We start from the raw sequence: 16,480 nt of genomic DNA, 5'->3' as shown, positions 1-16,480 counted from the left end.
ACTGTTACTCATATCGCTAATTATTGTTGGAACGTCACATTAATCTGTACAATCTCCGAACGACTGCTAGTGCGAATCGGAGGTCCCCAGAAGCCAAATCCAGAGGTTACGATGGAGTGCATGGAGCCCTTTTGCAGATAACCCCAATCATTCTCGTAGATGGCCTGTGTAATAAACTGAGCGGGTGCGATCTGACCACGATGGGTGTGACCAGACACAACCAAATCTACGTTGTTCTGTTCCGCAATATCCAAATCATAAGGCTGGTGATCCATCATGAGCACAGGCTTACTCAAGTCGGTATCCTGCATCAACGTCGCTACTTCTGCACGATCCTTCTCTGTCCGGTCTTTCCGTCCAATCAGCGTAATCTTATCGTCCAATGTAATTTTATCATCATACAGAACTTGCATATTACTCTTCTCCAGAGCAGCAATCAAATCCTCGATCGGACCATTATACTTGTCGTGATTGCCCAGTGAGGCGTACACCCCGTAAGGAGCCTGAATGTCGCTAATAATATCCGCAATCCCACTCTTGAGATACATATCCAGGTTATCATCGATAATATCACCAGGATACAGCACCAAATCCGGCTTCAGTGCGTTAATTTCTTCCACCATGCGTTTAGCGTGAGCAGGGCCGGACAGCAGGCCAAAGTGCATATCCGCAGCCATCACAATGTTGAGGCTGTCGACACCTTCCACTTTTTTATCAATCTGAATGCTGTATTGTCTTACGACTGGACTATAGGCGTTATAGATACCGTAGCCCAACGTGGACAGCAAGAGCACGAGAGTGACCACCCCTGCCCATTTATGAGCGTAATGTCTTGGAATACGGGTTAGTCTAAGCAACCAAAGCGTTAGATGAACCACGGGCAGAATTAATAATAGCAGAGAAAAGATTGCAAGCCAGTATGAACCAATAACACTCAGGAAGGAAATACTTCCAAACAACCTTGCCAGTATGAAAGAAATTGAAAGGAATACGAGCGCAACGATGTAAAACCAACGAAATCTCGCAGATACAACCGGCTTCATCCAGCTCCATCCGCTCCGTCCTATGTAAAACACTAATAAACCGTACACTACCAAAAACAAGATGCCTGCAAGTACGAACATGCCTCCGTTAACCTCCACGTCAATAAGTTGATCGCTGAATTTTCTCTTAACCAAATTCCAGTCCATCTGCACAAGTATAACGTAGTTAAAGGGGTGAGGACATCTGTTTCCATTCCTCAGATGCGTACAATTTATTACAATTTGGAATACTTAAATTTCAATCATATATTAGGCGATACATCGACCCATAGCCTGTCATCTGAATAAAAAAGCATTCCTGCGTCCGCTCATGACTAACTAACATCATGAACGAGCACAGGAATGCTGAATGATCTCGAATTACATATTACTCGTTGGTGTCCATCCATTGGAAGTGGAATGAACCTTCTTTGTCCACACGTTTGAATGTGTGAGCGCCAAAGTAGTCACGTTGTGCTTGCAACAGGTTCGCAGGCAAACGTTCAGTGCGGTAGCTGTCATAGTAAGACAACGCGCTGGAGAATCCAGGAACTGGAATTCCTTGAGTTACCGCAGCTGCAACGACTTCACGCCATGCACCTTGGTAGGATTCAACAATGTTTTGGAAGTATGGGTCCAGAAGCAGGTTTTTCAATTCTGCATCCTTGTCATATGCTTCTTTGATGTTTTGCAGGAACTGCGAACGGATGATACAGCCACCGCGGAAGATCATGGCGATGTTGCCGTATTTCAGATCCCAGCCATATTCCTCTGAAGCTGCACGCATTTGAGCAAAACCTTGTGCGTAAGATACGATTTTACTTGCAAACAGCGCTTTGCGCACATTTTCGATGAACGCTTTTTTGTCGCCAGAGAATGCTTCAGTTGCTGGTCCGTTCAAAATTTTGCTTGCTGCTACGCGTTCGTCTTTCATTGCAGACAGGAAACGGGAGAATACGGATTCCGTAATCATGGACAATGGTACGCCGAGATCCAGCGCGCTTTGGCTCGTCCATTTGCCTGTTCCTTTTTGTCCAGCTGCATCCAGAATGACATCAACCATTGGTTTGCCGGTTTCCGGATCGTATTTGGAGAAGATGTCTGCCGTGATTTCAATCAGGTAGCTATCCAGCTCGCCTTGGTTCCATTCAGAGAAGATTGCATGCAATTCTTCAACGGACACATTCAGAACGGATTTGAGTAAGTGATATGCTTCACCGATCAACTGCATATCCCCATATTCGATACCGTTGTGCACCATTTTCACATAGTGTCCGGCACCGTCTGGTCCGATATAAGTGCTGCAAGCATCGTCGCCTACTTTAGCGGAAATGGCTGTCAGAATGGGTTCAACGAGCGCATACGCACTTTCTTGTCCGCCTGGCATGATTGCCGGGCCTTTCAGAGCGCCTTCTTCCCCACCGGATACACCTGCACCGATGAAGCGGAAGCCTTTGGCTTCCAGATCTTTGCTGCGGCGTTGGGTGTCAGGGAAGTATGCGTTACCTCCATCAATGATGATGTCGCCTTCGTCCAAGTGTGGCAGCAGTTGTTCAATAGTAGCGTCCGTTGCTTTACCTGCTTGAACCATGATCAGGATTTTGCGTGGGGATTTCAGGGAAGCTACGAACTCTTCAATCGTAAATGCGCCTGTCAGGTTTTTGCCTTCGGCTTCTTTGAGAAGATCGTTCGTTTTCTCCGGGGAACGGTTAAATACCGATACCGAGAATCCTTTGCTTTCAATATTAAGGGCAAGGTTCTTACCCATTACTGCAAGTCCGATGACACCGATCTGTTGTTTACTCATTATGTCCTCCCAATACTCTTTATATATAGTAGGTTAAATTCGAGATCAACAATCCTTTATTACTGAACTGTTTTTTTCCAGTCTGCTGCGAATTTCTCCATGCCTTGATCTGTCAGCGGGTGTTTGGAGATTTGTTCAATGACGGAGAATGGAACAGTAGCAATATGTGCTCCTGCCATTGCTACACGTGTAACGTGGTCCGGATGTCTTACAGAAGCCGCAATAATCTGTGCATCCAGGTTATGTGTACGGAACAGCTCAGCAATTTTGGCAACCAATTGTACGCCATCTTCGGAGATGTCATCGAGACGTCCCAGGAACGGGGATACATATGTTGCACCGGCACGAGCAGCAAGCAGCGCCTGGTTCACTGTGAAGATCAACGTTACGTTGGTTTTCACACCTTTTTTAGTCAGGTAACGGCAAGCTTCCAGTCCTGCAAGTGTCATTGGCAGCTTGATTGTGATGTTTTTGTCGTTGTTATTGATTTTGATCAGTTCGTCTGCTTGAGCAATCATCTCTTCAGCTGTGATCGCATCTGGTGTTACTTCCGCAGATACGGATTCAACTTCAGGTACTTCACGCAAAATCTCTTCAATACGGTCTTCGAATTTCACGCCTTCTTTGGCTACCAGAGAAGGATTCGTTGTTACACCAGACAGGACGCCGATTTTGTATGCTTTTTTGATGTCTACCAAGTTTGCTGTATCGATGAAAAATTTCATATTCAATTACCTCCAAGGGATGTGTTTTATTGTTTTTTTATGTTACAGATTTGCATTAACAGCCAAAGGAACTTCAATATCATCTTCAGCCTGCTGATCGGCAGGTTGGTCAAACCACCAGTGGTGCCCTTCTGCAGCGAGCATCTCATCCGACTCTGCTGGTCCATAACTTCCAGCCGGGTACAGATGAAGCGGGAGCAAATTCTCCTGGAATGCATCCAGAATAGGTTGTACCCAAGCCCAAGACAGTTCTACTTCATCCCAATGGGCAAAGAACGTTGGATCACCATGCAATGCGTCATGAATCAAGTTCTCATAAGCCTCGGCCAGATCCTCACGATCTGGTGACAGATCGATATGAACAGGTTTGAACTCCCCTTTGTTTTGCGGGTCGCTGGCATTCAGCTGCAGCGTCATGCTCTGGTCAGGACTCATCTCAATCACAAGCAGGTTCGGTTTGGAACCGTTAACCACGTTAGCCTGTCCAGATGGTTCCTTGAATTCGATGACGATGCGAGTTGATTTTTCCTTCATTCGTTTACCGGTACGGATATAGAAAGGTACTCCGCGCCAGAAGAAGTCATCAATCTGCAATTTGGCAGCAATAAAGGTATCATTCATCGTATTCTCGGCAACACCCGGTTCAGCTGCATAACCGCTAACGGATTTACCTTGAATGTTTCCTGCAGCATACTGTCCGCGAATGACACTTGCACCCACGTTTTGCTTTTGCAGTGGCTGAATCGATTCCATAATGTGTTTTTTCTTCAAACCGACTTTTTCCGTGGTGCTGTTATATGGAAGCTGGATCGCCATCATCATAAGCAATTGCAGCATATGATTCTGGAACATGTCACGCACGGCGCCTACATGATCATAATAGGATGCCCGTTCTTCCACGCCAACAGTCTCATTAGCGGTGATCTGCACATTGGAGATATAACGGTTGTTCCACAAAGCCTTCATGATCGGATTGCTTTGATGCAAGGTTTCAAGACGCTGCACCATCGGTTTTCCCAAATAGTGGTCAATCCGATAAATTTCTTCTTCTGTGAACGCCTCGCTTAATTTGCGATTGAGATCACGAGCCGATTGTAGATCATGTCCAAATGGCTTTTCGATCACAAGGCGTTTCCAGCCCTCAGTTGATCCAAGTCCACTACCCTGAATGTTCTCTGCAATGGGTTCGAAGAATTCTGGACCAACCGAAAGGTAGAACAGACGATTGGATGGAATGCCAAGTTCAGCCTCTCTTTGTTCCACTAAATTTAACAGCTCTATATAATCTTCCTTATGGCTTATATTCAATACACTATAACGGAAAGACTGCACAAATGATTTCACAACTTCAGGATCAGCAGGGCGTCTGGAAAATTCATTTAATGATTTTTCAACTTGTGCCTGAAAGAATTCATCAGACCATTCTCTGCGTCCTAAGCCAATCAGCGAGAAGGATTCCGGAAGTTTCTGCTCAATGTATAAATTATATAAGGCTGGATATATTTTTCTTTTGGCTAAATCGCCAGTCGCACCAAATAAAATAATGCTCGTTGGTTCCATCTCACTATTCTCCTTCCAAGTAACTCTGGTTTCTTTGCTGTAGTTACACTATAATACGTTTCATAGCCATACAAGTAATTAATATATTTCACAGGAGCTATAGACGATATCTATGACAACAAATTATGAATTATATAAGGTATTTTATTGGGCTGCCAAAACAGGAAGTTTGACCCAAGCCGCCAAAGCGCTATATATTACTCAACCAAGTGTCAGCCACGCCATCAAACAGTTGGAAGAAAGCTTTGGTCTCACGTTGTTTTACCGGAATTCCAAGGGAGTCGCGTTAACACAGGAAGGTGTGAGTTTGTATTCCTATATTGAACAATCCCAGATTCTGATCTCGCTGGCCGAGGAGAAAATGGCTGCATTGAAGAGTTTAGACAACGGAGAGCTAAGGATTGGTGGCAGTGATTCGCTGTTCAAGCATTACATGCTTTCCTATCTGGAAGAATTCCATGTGCTCTACCCTAACATCAAGCTGCATCTAAGTCATGGGACAACGCCGGAAGTCATCACGTTTTTGAAAGAAGGCAAAATTGATTTGGGTGTTGTACGGATGCCCATCGTTGATCCGCAACTTGAGGTCAGGGAAAGTATCCAGCTCAAAGACTGCTTTGTCGCGGGCGAACGTTATGCTCAACTGAAGGATAAAGTTATGACATTGGAAATGCTGCTGGAGCATCAACTGATTCTTTTCTCCAGAAACAGCCGGGTTCGAATGGCAATTACGGAGCTTTTTAACAGCTATGGCTACACGCTCAAACCTGAGATTGAGGTCGGCAGTGTGGATTTGTTAATCGAATTTGCACGTAGGGGATTGGGCATATCGTATGTCACCCGTGAATTTATTTCCAAAGAGCTGGAAGAAGGCTCTCTCTTCGAAATTCAGCTGGATGTAGCCCTGCCCCCTTCACATGTTGGCATCATGACAAAGCGTAATATGCCAATTTCACTTGCAGCCAACCGGTTTATGGATCTGATTTTCAAGGCGGATTAAGATTCGTCGGTCTACTGGTCTACAAAAAAATGCCTCGTCACCCCAAAAGGATGATGAAGCACTTTTTTTGCTATATTCATTTTTCTAAGTAGACAACCTACCAATTCTCATCTTAATTCAAGTTCTCTCAATCTGCTCTCAATTCTCTCAGGAATCATAGTAAACAGTTGCTGCCAAGGCATGAATAGACTCGGCTCAAGCAAAAACTCCTCAAACTCCATAGAGGGAACAAACGCCTTGGTCTGCAGAAAACTCCGCACGCTGGCGTCAATTTCTTCATTGGTCTGGAAATAACCTTTGAACATCTCGTTCACGAGCAGTCCGTCACAACCCGCATTGGCGCCTGCTGCACTATACAAATCCGGCAACAATTCAAACACCACAGGGATTGGAGAAAAAGCATGTTTGCCTGGCTGCGAGTATAGACACACATGGCGTCCAACCACATTAACTCGATCCTTCAACAATCCCCGAAGTACTCTGCCATGGAAGCTGGCTTCACAATCCACGACTTCACCGTCATAGCCCACATATATCCACACATGCTCCATTTCGTACAAATGCCCTATTTCATAATCCCACCAAATCGAAAATTCAATTACATATTGGACCGCCTCAACCGGAAAATGAATTTCCCGCTGGAATGACGGTGAAGGTCCTGATTGATCCAGAATGGAAACGCCTACAAAATCAGGGTAAAAGGGTTCATTTCGATCAAACATCAATACAGGTGCATAGCTCATCGCGGTTTCCAGCATTTCCTGCTCAGTCATGGTCATGGATCGTCCCTCCACATTCTTTGAGTGCTACTACTGTAACAAGCCAATGTTATGCCTATCTTAACAGAGAATTCGGAATGTGTTAATTGGAACAAAATATAAGCCCGTAATCGGAAAATTTTCCGGTCACGGGCCTGAAATCGGTCATTTGATAGGGAACGAGATAACTTTATCCCTTTGAGTTTTTGGATGATTTAGAAGCTTTGATCGCCTGATCGGAAACAGAATCCACACATCCAATCGGCGGTCCCAAAATAGCGTCATTTTTGATGGATGCCACTGCCGTCCTGTACGCCTCCTCATCAATACAGTATGCACGATGGGCAACTTCAGGCGGTGTTGCAGCCAGGAAGTCAGCCCCCAGCACAATGTCCGGTGTAGGTTGGTCAAAAATCGTCAACAAGTGCACATCATCGGTCTCCGCCACAAACCAGTGAAACCATCCTTGAGGGAATATCGAAACCTGACCTGGCTTCAAGTGATAACTTATCCGCTCCCGCTTGAACGGATCGTAGACAGAGGTGGTAATTTCCCCGTTGATCAGAACGACCATCTCGGTGACATTTGTATGCCAGTGTGGCTGCACAATAATTCCTTTGCTCATGTGTACATTAAAGAAACCATTTTTGATCGTAGGAAGCTGCGGTCCAAATAACTGGGTAATATAATTGCGCGAATCACGCTGATAATTCAACACCGCTGTCGAATCGGCCGCCAACTGAACATTCGGGGCTTGTAGAATCGGATTAGTCATACCGCTGTTTCCTCCTTGTAGGCGTACATCTCATTGTTGTACTGTATGCGCTAATTAGCGGAGATAATACCGAGGACACGGTTCCAATGCAATTTTTATCCGACCGTGTAACTTCATTTGTCAATTAGGTGAAGATCATCCACTCGTAAGTAGAACACAAAAACACCCTTTTCCTGTTAAAGGGACTGCACCCCTTTTGTGAGACAGGGATCAAAACACCTTGCAAGTTAAGTAGCTAGTCTTCGGAAATCCATCGGAGACTGGTTATTTAGTTTTGTTTGAATCCGAATTGAGTTATAGTAAGTAATGTAGTTTCGAACGGTCTGTTCAACGATGGCCGTCGTTGTAGACATCAGATCTTCGAGGTAGAACGTTTCAGACTTTAGTGTGGAATGAAACGACTCTATGGGGGCATTATCAGCGGGCGTTCCTTTTCGGGACATGCTCATGATAATGCCCTTTCCCTTTACTACAGCCTGGTAATTCTGGGACGTGTACACGCTACCTTGGTCGCTATGGAGCAGCATATTGCTTCGCTCTGGAAGTTGATTCAATGTATCCAGAACTAAGCATGTGTCCTGCTTGTCCGCTATACTGTAAGCGACAATTTCTCCGTTGTACAGATCCAAAATGCTTGAAAGGTACAACATTTTGTTACCAAACGGCAAATACGTAATGTCAGTCACCAATTTTTGCAACGGAGCTTCTGCATGAAATTTTCGTTTAAGCAGATGTTCCGCTGGTTGTGCCGGTTGCCCAGTCGTTTTTCGCTTCTTGATCCTCACTCGGCATTGTAATCCCTCGCACTGCATGATTCGCTGAACTCTCTTGTGATTAATTGGACCTTCTGATCGAAGTAAGGCAGTGATCTTTCGATACCCATACCGAAACTTGTGTTGAGTGCAAAGTTGGATGACTTTCTCCACTGTTGGATCTGGGCGCTTCCTCTCAACGGCTGCCTTCCAGCGGTAGTAGGTCGCACGAACAATTCCAAGCCATGTACAAGCCTCAGATATAGTTACTTCTTCTCGAATGGATTCAATCCAGGCGATGACGACCTCAGCTTCCACCTCCGTTCCAATTCCTTGTACTTTTTTAGCAGTTCCAATTGTTGCTTCAGGAAACGGTTTTCTGCTTTAACTTTTTCGAGCTCTGTGGAGTGTCCTGGGCCTTTTCCATAGCTATATTGCTTGCCTACGGGTTGCTCCAGGCGATGAACTTCTCCTTTTCGATACCACCTCATCCACGTTTTCAGCTGTGATTCATTCCGTATCCCCAGCTTCTCCATAACTTCTTTTACGGGTACTTCTGCTAATCTCATTTCTATGGCTTTCATCTTTAGTTCCACGGGATAACTCACTCTAGTTGCCAATGCAAAAACACCTCCAAGATGATCTCCTTATCTTACGACAAGGTTTCATTCACTTGAAGGTGTTTTAATTTGTCTCTCGTTATGGGGTCAGTTCCTAAAACAGGTCTGGGGCGTTAAGTGTTTTATCTATAGGCTTGGCTTATATTAAGCAAGGCCAGGGTATCTTCCCCCTGCGGCAAATCCTTTGGGAGATATCCGTTCAATCTCAGCCCATTCATCATTGGTGAAAGAAACGTGCAAGGCACCAAGATTCTCATGAACTCTCTCCAAACTGCGAGTACCAGGAATCGGAACGATATGTTCTCCCTTTTCGAGTAACCAGGCGAGTGCAAGCTGAGAAGCAGTGCATTCTTTTTGCATAGCCAGTTCTTGGATCAGGCGCACCACCTCCAGATTTTTCTCGAAATTCTCACCCTGGAAACGTGGATAATGACGACGATAATCGTCCTCTGGCAGATCGTCTATCGATCGGATCTGACCAGTTAAGAAGCCGCGCCCTAATGGACTATAGGGTACGAGCCCAATGTTCAACTCGCTGAGCAATGGCAATATCTCATCTTCGAGCTCACGACTCCACAATGAATACTCCGTTTGGAGTGCTGTGATGGGGTGAACGGCATTCGCACGACGAATAGTCACTGCAGACGCTTCAGACAGACCTATATAACGGATCTTTCCCTGCTGTACCAGATCGGCAAGTGTTCCCACCGTTTCCTCAATGGGAGTATTGGGATCAGGGCGATGTTGATAATAGAGATCTATATAATCCATGCCCAGGTTGTACAGACTGGCATCTACTGATTTTTTGATATACGCCGGATCTCCCTTGGGCCCCTGGGTATGTGTTATACCGAACTTGGTCGCTACAATAGCATCGGCTCTTCGCCCTTTGAGCGCGCGCCCAAGCAATTTTTCGTTGCCTCCAAATCGCTGCTTTTCATATTCACCGTACAGATCAGCTGTATCGAACATCGTTACTCCCGCATCCAGTGCACCCTGGATTGTATGAACGGATTCTTGGTTGTCTGGCATCATCATCACGCCCAGCCCAAGCCCGGATACCTGCAATTTATCGCTTCCCAACGTTCTTGTCTTAATCATGTGGTTCCCTCTTTTCGTTAATAAATAGAAAGATATTGAACTTGTATTCATTCTATTTCACGAACAAAGACCCAACCACAGTCTGTTTATGCTAGTACTAGAATTACCACCCTGATCGTTATTGTCACTCCACAACGGGGATGTACACACAACAATGAATACCTGACTGTTCGTTAAGATTGCTCATGGAAAAGATATCATAGGCATGGGCAATACCATCCGTCCGATCTGTTGTCTCGAGAAAGATCCGGTTGACTTTTTTCTGTTTAATCTGGTGCAGGCTCCAAATATTTTGAAAATCCGTGCTGTCTTCGATCAATTGTTGAACTATCTGGTAAAACTCAGGTTCACCCGGGTACTTGTCATAGTACGTACGAAACACCGCTACCGAATGCCGTGCAAATTCATCCCAATTATGCATACGTTCCCGGAGCGTTGCATCTAGAAATAACATTCGCATCATGACACGGTCGTTCACGTTCATCGAGGAAAAGTCAAAAAGCTTCTCATTCGCTGCCTCATTCCATGCAAGTACTTCAGACCTTTCATTCGTAATAAATGAAGGGTATGCAAGTTGACTAATGATACTCTGCCATCCCCCTTCGAGATGTGAATAGGAGGCAGGGAATTCATGCTCTGCATTGGGGTCCCATAAACGAAATAGGTGTCCCTTCTCTTCCTCACTTAACTGGAGTGCACCCGCTATACTTTCCATAACCTCTCTAGACGAGTTAACCTCTCTCCCCTGCTCAAGCCACGTATAATAAGTTGCACTGACACCCGCAAGCACGGCAACTTCCTCACGTCTTAATCCCGGCGTTCTGCGTTGTCCATACGATCCGGTGATCCCTGCTTGCTCTGGCTGAATCCGGCTCCTCCGAGATTTCAAAAATTCACCTAGTGTTTTACTTCGGCTAATACCAGTAGTCATGAATAACCTCCCTTAGATATTCAGATTTCTATGAATTCAAATACGGCTCTATCCAAAATGGATGTGATTGAACGCCTTTGATATAATTCTTTTATCATCATTTTGCAAAATCCTTAGTTTACAAGAAGCTTAGCATTGATTTATGCAGAACGAAAGGAGCACAACATGGTCCCAACGATCGGAGACATTTACTGTGTATACGTCGAAAGTTTACAACATTATGCTGCCTGCCAGGTAACTGATCTGAAAGAAACCGGGAGTAAGGGGTCCCGCCAGCTTGCCGCAATCCTGCAATTGGACTGGACAGGAGATCAGCCGCCCGATGAAACGGAACTTCTGGATATGAAACCGTTGAGCTGCAATTACTATTTTTGGAAAGGCAATTGGGATCACAGCTTCGTGAATGCTGAGGTTCCAACGCATTATGTTCTTGCAGGTAATCGGGCTCCACTCATAACGGAAGAAACCCGAAGTTATAGCGCAGGATGGCAGATCGGAGAGAGTCTGTATCGGCAACATCAATGGGATGCCATCGATGAATCACGAAGGGAACACTTCAAACAAGCTGCCGAAGACTATAGTGAAATTCCACTAGGTGATGCAATGGTGAGAAAAAATACCAGTATCCTGCGCAACTTCAGACCAACTTCTGCCGAGGATGTCGTCGCACTAGTCCAGTTTCCTTGTCTTACACATATCGAAATGTGTGGATATACGGAAGACATTATTCCTTTTTTGGAGCAGAATCCCTTTATATATGAACTTCATATTCATGAACATGGACAAACCGCGCTGGATTTAAGCAAAACACATCTAACCAAACTTGTGCTGGATATGAACCGTGTGAACAGCTTGACTCTTCATTCCAGGATCGAGTTTTTAAGCTTTATGGGAGACGTGTCCCCTGACTTGCATGTGAATGCTTATGAAGAAGGCCACCAAATGACGTTGAATGTAGCAGCGACCGTACCTCAGATTACAGCGTTATCTCGGCTTGGAGGTTTGTATGTTCGAGATATTACGGAGCTTGATTTGCAGCCTGTTGTACATACTTATCCTGAGCTTTCAGAATTAAGATTGTGGGGAAAACCCGGCAACGTAAGCAATATACAGTCAATTCAGCAATTGACCTCTTTGCAGACCTTATCCATGAACGATCTTTTTGGATTTAAAGGAGAAGATTTCCCTGGCCCCGAGCAGCTTCCCGAACTAAGTACACTCAGGCTGACCAGCCTTCCCTCAGACGCCGCCAAAACCATTAAGGCAAACTATAAAAAGGCAGCTCAAACCCGAATCGATCTGGAGATTGGCAAACCACGCAAACCGGAATGGCTCGCAGAGAATCTAACGAACCCTTTTCGAGACTGGGACGTACGGGATCATATAAAGTCTGCTCATGCCAAGAAGGCAGCGCAACTGTACAAACAATGTCTCAAGGAAATTCGCCAGCTGGCTCAAAGTCAGATAAGCAACGAATTTATCCAGAAGCAGCTATCTTCTATGGTTGAAACCTACACGCAAACCTTCAACAAAATGGATTCCAAAACTGGCTTTATTGAAACGATTGAACGTGAGGAAATCTATGTTGTGCTTGCGAGCTTGCTTGATCAATTGGAACAGGAACTTGGCAATGAGCGTACTATTAAAGTTAACCGTGAGGCGTTATATGAGGTGTTTGATCAGTTGAGGGATTTCTAATTTGTATTGCAAATTCTAATCAATCGAACAAGAAATACAAGAAAAAAACCAGGTTCATTAGAATCTGGCTCTTTCTTGTTAATTTACATATACATCAATGATTGAATATTTAATAATTGCATTATCCAAACTTAGTTACATTTGATCGAAGAATTCTGTGATCCGCTTACCCGGGTCAGCTAGAAACTCAGGGAACGTGCATATATTTCCATGCTCCTGATGTTCAATATCAGCGTAACCAATCATTTTTTTGCTGGGATTCCAGACGATCAGAATATGGGAGTACTGCTCCACGTCAGAGGATATGCGCAGCAGTTTCTGTCTGCCCAGCTTCATTTCTACGGTATCGATCAGATGGAAGAATTCGATGTATCCCACGCCGGACGGATTGTCCGGCAAGTCGATTCTGCGGGGACCTTCCGTTAGAAAACGGATTAATGCATCAGGCAGTTTGTACGATTTGAGCACATGCAATTTATTGCTCAAATTGTGAAATTCTTGCGGTTCATGAGATTTCAAATACTCTGCCATTTCTGCGTTCTTCTGACTAATCGCAATCGTGTATGCTCGTTCCCCGTCCTTCTCCTGAATGGTTACATCCGCCCCATGTTCCACTAGGAATTTAACCATCTTCATATTATTGTTGCGAGCCGCTACCGTAAGCGGTGTGGCCTTATAGGGATACACCATATCAGGTTCATTATAGTTAATATCTACACCCTCATCCAGCAAGTACTGAATGGTTTGCAGATCGTGGTCTGACACTGCTCTTCGCAGTGTTTTTCCTCCGTATTTTCGAATATCCAATCCTAGTTCTTTCACAACGGCTATATTCTTTTTGTTACCGTAATAGGCTTCATCATATGCATTCGACTTCACCTTGCTCAAACCGTTCAATTTGGCACCCTTCTGATGCAGATATCGGATGATTTCTTCCCCGCCATATCTGACCGCCTTAAGGATCGCTGGATTATCCTTTACATTCAAGTTTACTCCGTTATCCACCAAAAGCTTGACCACTGGAAGTTGATTGGTAATAAGGGCAATATCCAATGGCGTAAATGCTATGTATTTGCTGAGCGTAATCTCTTTTTCGAGATCCATGCCCTGTTTAATGAATTCTTCTACAGCGATAACGTCTCCCTTGTAAATCGCCATGGCGTGATCAGGCAACGTTTCAAACGTACCTTGGTTTCCGATTTTGAACAAAAGGTGTAACCTCCCTCTGGTTAATATCTACACGACTATAATCCTTTTTTTCATACTCTTTGCTATTAGTATACCTGCTGCAACTTGAATAAATAGTGATAAAACAGATAATCTCCAGTCTATCAGCGTCAAAAGCGGCGATAAAATCATGCTCATTTTGAGAGAAGAATCTAATTTGCCTCTGATATGTAACTCACCATTACTCCATACTGATATAATCGCAAATAAAAACATAACACCAAGCGAAATTGTGATAAATAAAGTTCCTAAATAGAATTGATTCAATACACTAGTTTCTAACGTTGCAAGTAAAATGAACCATATAGTAACAAAGAACATAATGAAAATAATCAGAATAGGTTTAAAGGGTCTGTATAGACGAAAAACAGAATCGAACGAATCTTCTGAGGCATCCTGAGATTCTATTCTATTTTTTTGTCTATCTAGCTTTCTGGTCTCAATTTTCATAAAACTCATTAATGTTACCAAGATGGAGGTATCTCTCCGAGAATAATAATCCCTTATTAACTCTCGAATATCCTCTGAGAAATATGAACTGCATTCTCCAAATTTGTCATATAAACTCTGTGTTGCTCCTGAATGATTTTCTTGAGATAACACTTTAGCTATCGCGGCTTCAACTTTAGTATACGACTCCATTTTCTTTTGGATATGAGCCAGTTTGTTCTTGTTATCCGATTCAATATTGACTTTAAACTCTTTGTATAACCATATAATGACTGTACATACCACTGTCGAAGCCAGGGACCATCCCGGATTCGCTTGAAAATAACTTAATACATCCTGAAGCATTTGACACCACACCTTTATTACAATATTTTTTGATTTGTTCAACACATTTGTATCCATACTACACTACTGAACTAAGCTGTCCTATGATTCAAAACATTTCTATTTAGCTGTAAATTTCTTATTTTCTCTCGATACTAAACGACACGTTGCACAATAGATCCTTCCGGTTAAGATTTAACGTAATATTATAAATCCCCCTTTTAAACTTTTGCTCCTTTCTTGGATATTGTATATGATTTGTAGAAATTTGGGAGGATATATTTAATATTTTCATATGCTACTAAAGCCTTTCAAACAAACCAGCCCCGAAACATAAAATTCCGGGGCAAGCATCCTCCTTTAAACTACACCAACTCAATCAATCATGCGCTAAATTTGTTGGGTCTGTTGGCACAATATCAATCCCCTTCTCTAACCCCTTAATGGATTTAAGTTGAGAAGTGATGGCTGCAATAGCGATAACAAATACTCCTGCAATAATAAACAACAACGCAATGCCTCTTCCCGGACCAACGCCGATATATGATCCTACGGTCGAAGCTAGTGCTCCACCTTCCACCAAAAGCGGGTTGAAGACACGGTCTGCCAAAAAAACTGCGAGACTATAGGATACAATAAAACCCAATTGCGATAATATGCCGATGATTCCCCACACCCTGCCTTGCTTCTCGTTGGATATGTTATTACGCACTAATACATCTGCACTCATATTGACAAAAGGCAGGGAGGCCAAAAACAGGAAACCTGCAAAGATAATGATAAAAATATTGGTGGAAAATCCCAAGAGGGAGAATGATATTCCGGACATAACCAGACCCAGAACAAGTATTTTTGAATATTTTTTACTCTTGGTGAACATGCCAATGCACAGGCTGCTAATCAGCATACCGATCGCGCTCATAGATAGAAACGTGCCAAGCATCCTTGAATCCGAAAATGATAAGATCATAGGACCAATGAGTGTCTCAAGAAATCCAAGATAAAACGTGATGATTGAAATAATAATGACGAGCAGAAGCACGCCTTTATTCGTCGTGACTTCAATCCAGCCATCGTTTAGCTCAACAAGCCAAGGCTTCCTCTCATCATCGCTTCGCGCTGCTTTATTGCTTTTCCGGATAACAAGCACCGCTAGAATGGCAACCATATACGTCAACATATTAATGACCAGAATGACTTCAATGGTTGTTATACTGAGCAGAATTCCCGCTATAATGGGCGAAAATAGAAACTTGGATGATTCAGCTAGCTGCATCAGGCCGCTGCCCTTTGAATATTGATCTTTATCGAGTAAATCGGTGGCTGAAGCCTTATAGGCTGGACTTTGAATAGCCGAGAACACGGAACAGAAAGTGACGCCAACATAGAGATACCATAGTTCAATATTTCCGATCAGGATCATGATCCAGATAAAAACGAGACCACCGGCAGAACCAAGATCACCTATGACCATCATCATGCGCCGGTCAAAACGATCTGCAAGGACTCCACCTATAGGACGCAACAAGATATTAGGCAAAAAGGTAAACAGTGTAATCAGCGCCACAGCTGTCGCCATATGGGTTTTCTCAAATGCGTACACTCCAAGGGAGAATGCCGTCATTCCGATCCCCATTGTAGATATGAGCTGTCCGAACCATACCATCAGAAATTTGCCAAATGACTTGTTCTCCATCTGTTTCATTGGATATACCCCTCTCCAATTAACC

14 protein-coding genes are annotated in these 16,480 nt (G+C 43.9%); 2 read left to right on the top strand and 12 right to left on the bottom strand.

The features are described 5' to 3' along the window. Positions 1-20 precede the first annotated feature (20 nt). From CRO25_RS02810 to zwf, 4 genes are all read right to left on the bottom strand, one after another. Entirely contained in the window at positions 21-1,124 is a 1,104-nt protein-coding gene (locus tag CRO25_RS02810) for a metallophosphoesterase (protein ID WP_079693976.1), read from the bottom strand. A gap of 286 nt (positions 1,125-1,410) precedes the next feature. Further along, positions 1,411-2,829, bottom strand: coding sequence for an NADP-dependent phosphogluconate dehydrogenase (gndA, locus tag CRO25_RS02805; protein ID WP_079693977.1), 1,419 nt, complete (start codon positions 2,827-2,829; stop codon positions 1,411-1,413). A gap of 59 nt (positions 2,830-2,888) precedes the next feature. Next, positions 2,889-3,554, bottom strand: coding sequence for a fructose-6-phosphate aldolase (gene fsa / locus CRO25_RS02800; RefSeq protein ID WP_079693978.1), 666 nt, complete (start codon positions 3,552-3,554; stop codon positions 2,889-2,891). Positions 3,555-3,596: 42 nt separating this feature from the next. Then, positions 3,597-5,114, bottom strand: coding sequence for a glucose-6-phosphate dehydrogenase (gene zwf / locus CRO25_RS02795; protein WP_079693979.1), 1,518 nt, complete (start codon positions 5,112-5,114; stop codon positions 3,597-3,599). Between the two features lie 112 nt (positions 5,115-5,226). Between zwf and CRO25_RS02790 the strand changes: the two genes are divergently transcribed. Further along, positions 5,227-6,114 carry a LysR family transcriptional regulator gene (locus tag CRO25_RS02790; protein WP_063563125.1) on the top strand — a complete coding sequence of 296 codons (888 nt, stop codon included), beginning with the start codon at positions 5,227-5,229 and terminating at the stop codon, positions 6,112-6,114. 107 nt (positions 6,115-6,221) lie between these two features. Here the strand turns inward: CRO25_RS02790 and CRO25_RS02785 are convergent, their stop codons facing one another. From CRO25_RS02785 to CRO25_RS02765, 5 genes are all read right to left on the bottom strand, one after another. Continuing rightward, positions 6,222-6,893, bottom strand: a complete 672-nt coding sequence (locus tag CRO25_RS02785) for a hypothetical protein (RefSeq protein ID WP_079693980.1) — start codon at positions 6,891-6,893, stop codon at positions 6,222-6,224. Between the two features lie 169 nt (positions 6,894-7,062). After that, complete coding sequence (locus CRO25_RS02780) at positions 7,063-7,647, bottom strand: cupin domain-containing protein (RefSeq protein ID WP_063563127.1); 585 nt, start codon at positions 7,645-7,647, stop codon at positions 7,063-7,065. Between the two features lie 227 nt (positions 7,648-7,874). Then, positions 7,875-9,019, bottom strand: a protein-coding gene (locus CRO25_RS02775; protein ID WP_097115712.1) for an IS3 family transposase whose coding sequence is annotated in 2 segments (ribosomal slippage) — positions 7,875-8,746 and positions 8,746-9,019 — 1,146 coding nt in all. Because the reading frame shifts where the segments join, the coding sequence is not laid out codon by codon here. A gap of 144 nt (positions 9,020-9,163) precedes the next feature. Continuing rightward, complete coding sequence (locus tag CRO25_RS02770; protein ID WP_063563220.1) at positions 9,164-10,117, bottom strand: aldo/keto reductase; 954 nt, start codon at positions 10,115-10,117, stop codon at positions 9,164-9,166. Between the two features lie 127 nt (positions 10,118-10,244). Next, the gene (locus tag CRO25_RS02765) at positions 10,245-11,051 is read right to left on the bottom strand and encodes a helix-turn-helix transcriptional regulator (RefSeq protein WP_072733354.1); all 807 of its coding nucleotides are present in this window, start codon (positions 11,049-11,051) and stop codon (positions 10,245-10,247) included. A 165-nt stretch (positions 11,052-11,216) separates the two neighbouring features. Here CRO25_RS02765 and CRO25_RS02760 point away from each other — a divergent pair, with 165 nt between their 5' ends. Further along, positions 11,217-12,749, top strand: coding sequence for a hypothetical protein (locus CRO25_RS02760; RefSeq protein WP_079693982.1), 1,533 nt, complete (start codon positions 11,217-11,219; stop codon positions 12,747-12,749). Positions 12,750-12,884: 135 nt separating this feature from the next. Here CRO25_RS02760 and CRO25_RS02755 read toward each other — a convergent pair whose 3' ends face one another. From CRO25_RS02755 to CRO25_RS02745, 3 genes are all read right to left on the bottom strand, one after another. Beyond that, positions 12,885-13,958: an ankyrin repeat domain-containing protein gene (locus tag CRO25_RS02755; protein ID WP_079693983.1), complete on the bottom strand. Its 1,074-nt coding sequence runs from the start codon at positions 13,956-13,958 to the stop codon at positions 12,885-12,887. A gap of 27 nt (positions 13,959-13,985) precedes the next feature. Beyond that, positions 13,986-14,771: a hypothetical protein gene (locus CRO25_RS02750; RefSeq protein ID WP_079693984.1), complete on the bottom strand. Its 786-nt coding sequence runs from the start codon at positions 14,769-14,771 to the stop codon at positions 13,986-13,988. Between the two features lie 358 nt (positions 14,772-15,129). Beyond that, the gene (locus tag CRO25_RS02745) at positions 15,130-16,455 is read right to left on the bottom strand and encodes an MFS transporter (RefSeq protein ID WP_079693985.1); all 1,326 of its coding nucleotides are present in this window, start codon (positions 16,453-16,455) and stop codon (positions 15,130-15,132) included. Positions 16,456-16,480 lie beyond the last annotated feature (25 nt).

This window comes from Paenibacillus sp. RU5M, from assembly GCF_900221055.1.
Taxonomy (GTDB): domain Bacteria; phylum Bacillota; class Bacilli; order Paenibacillales; family Paenibacillaceae; genus Paenibacillus; species Paenibacillus marchantiae.
This window is presented reverse-complemented; position numbering and strand designations above follow the sequence as displayed.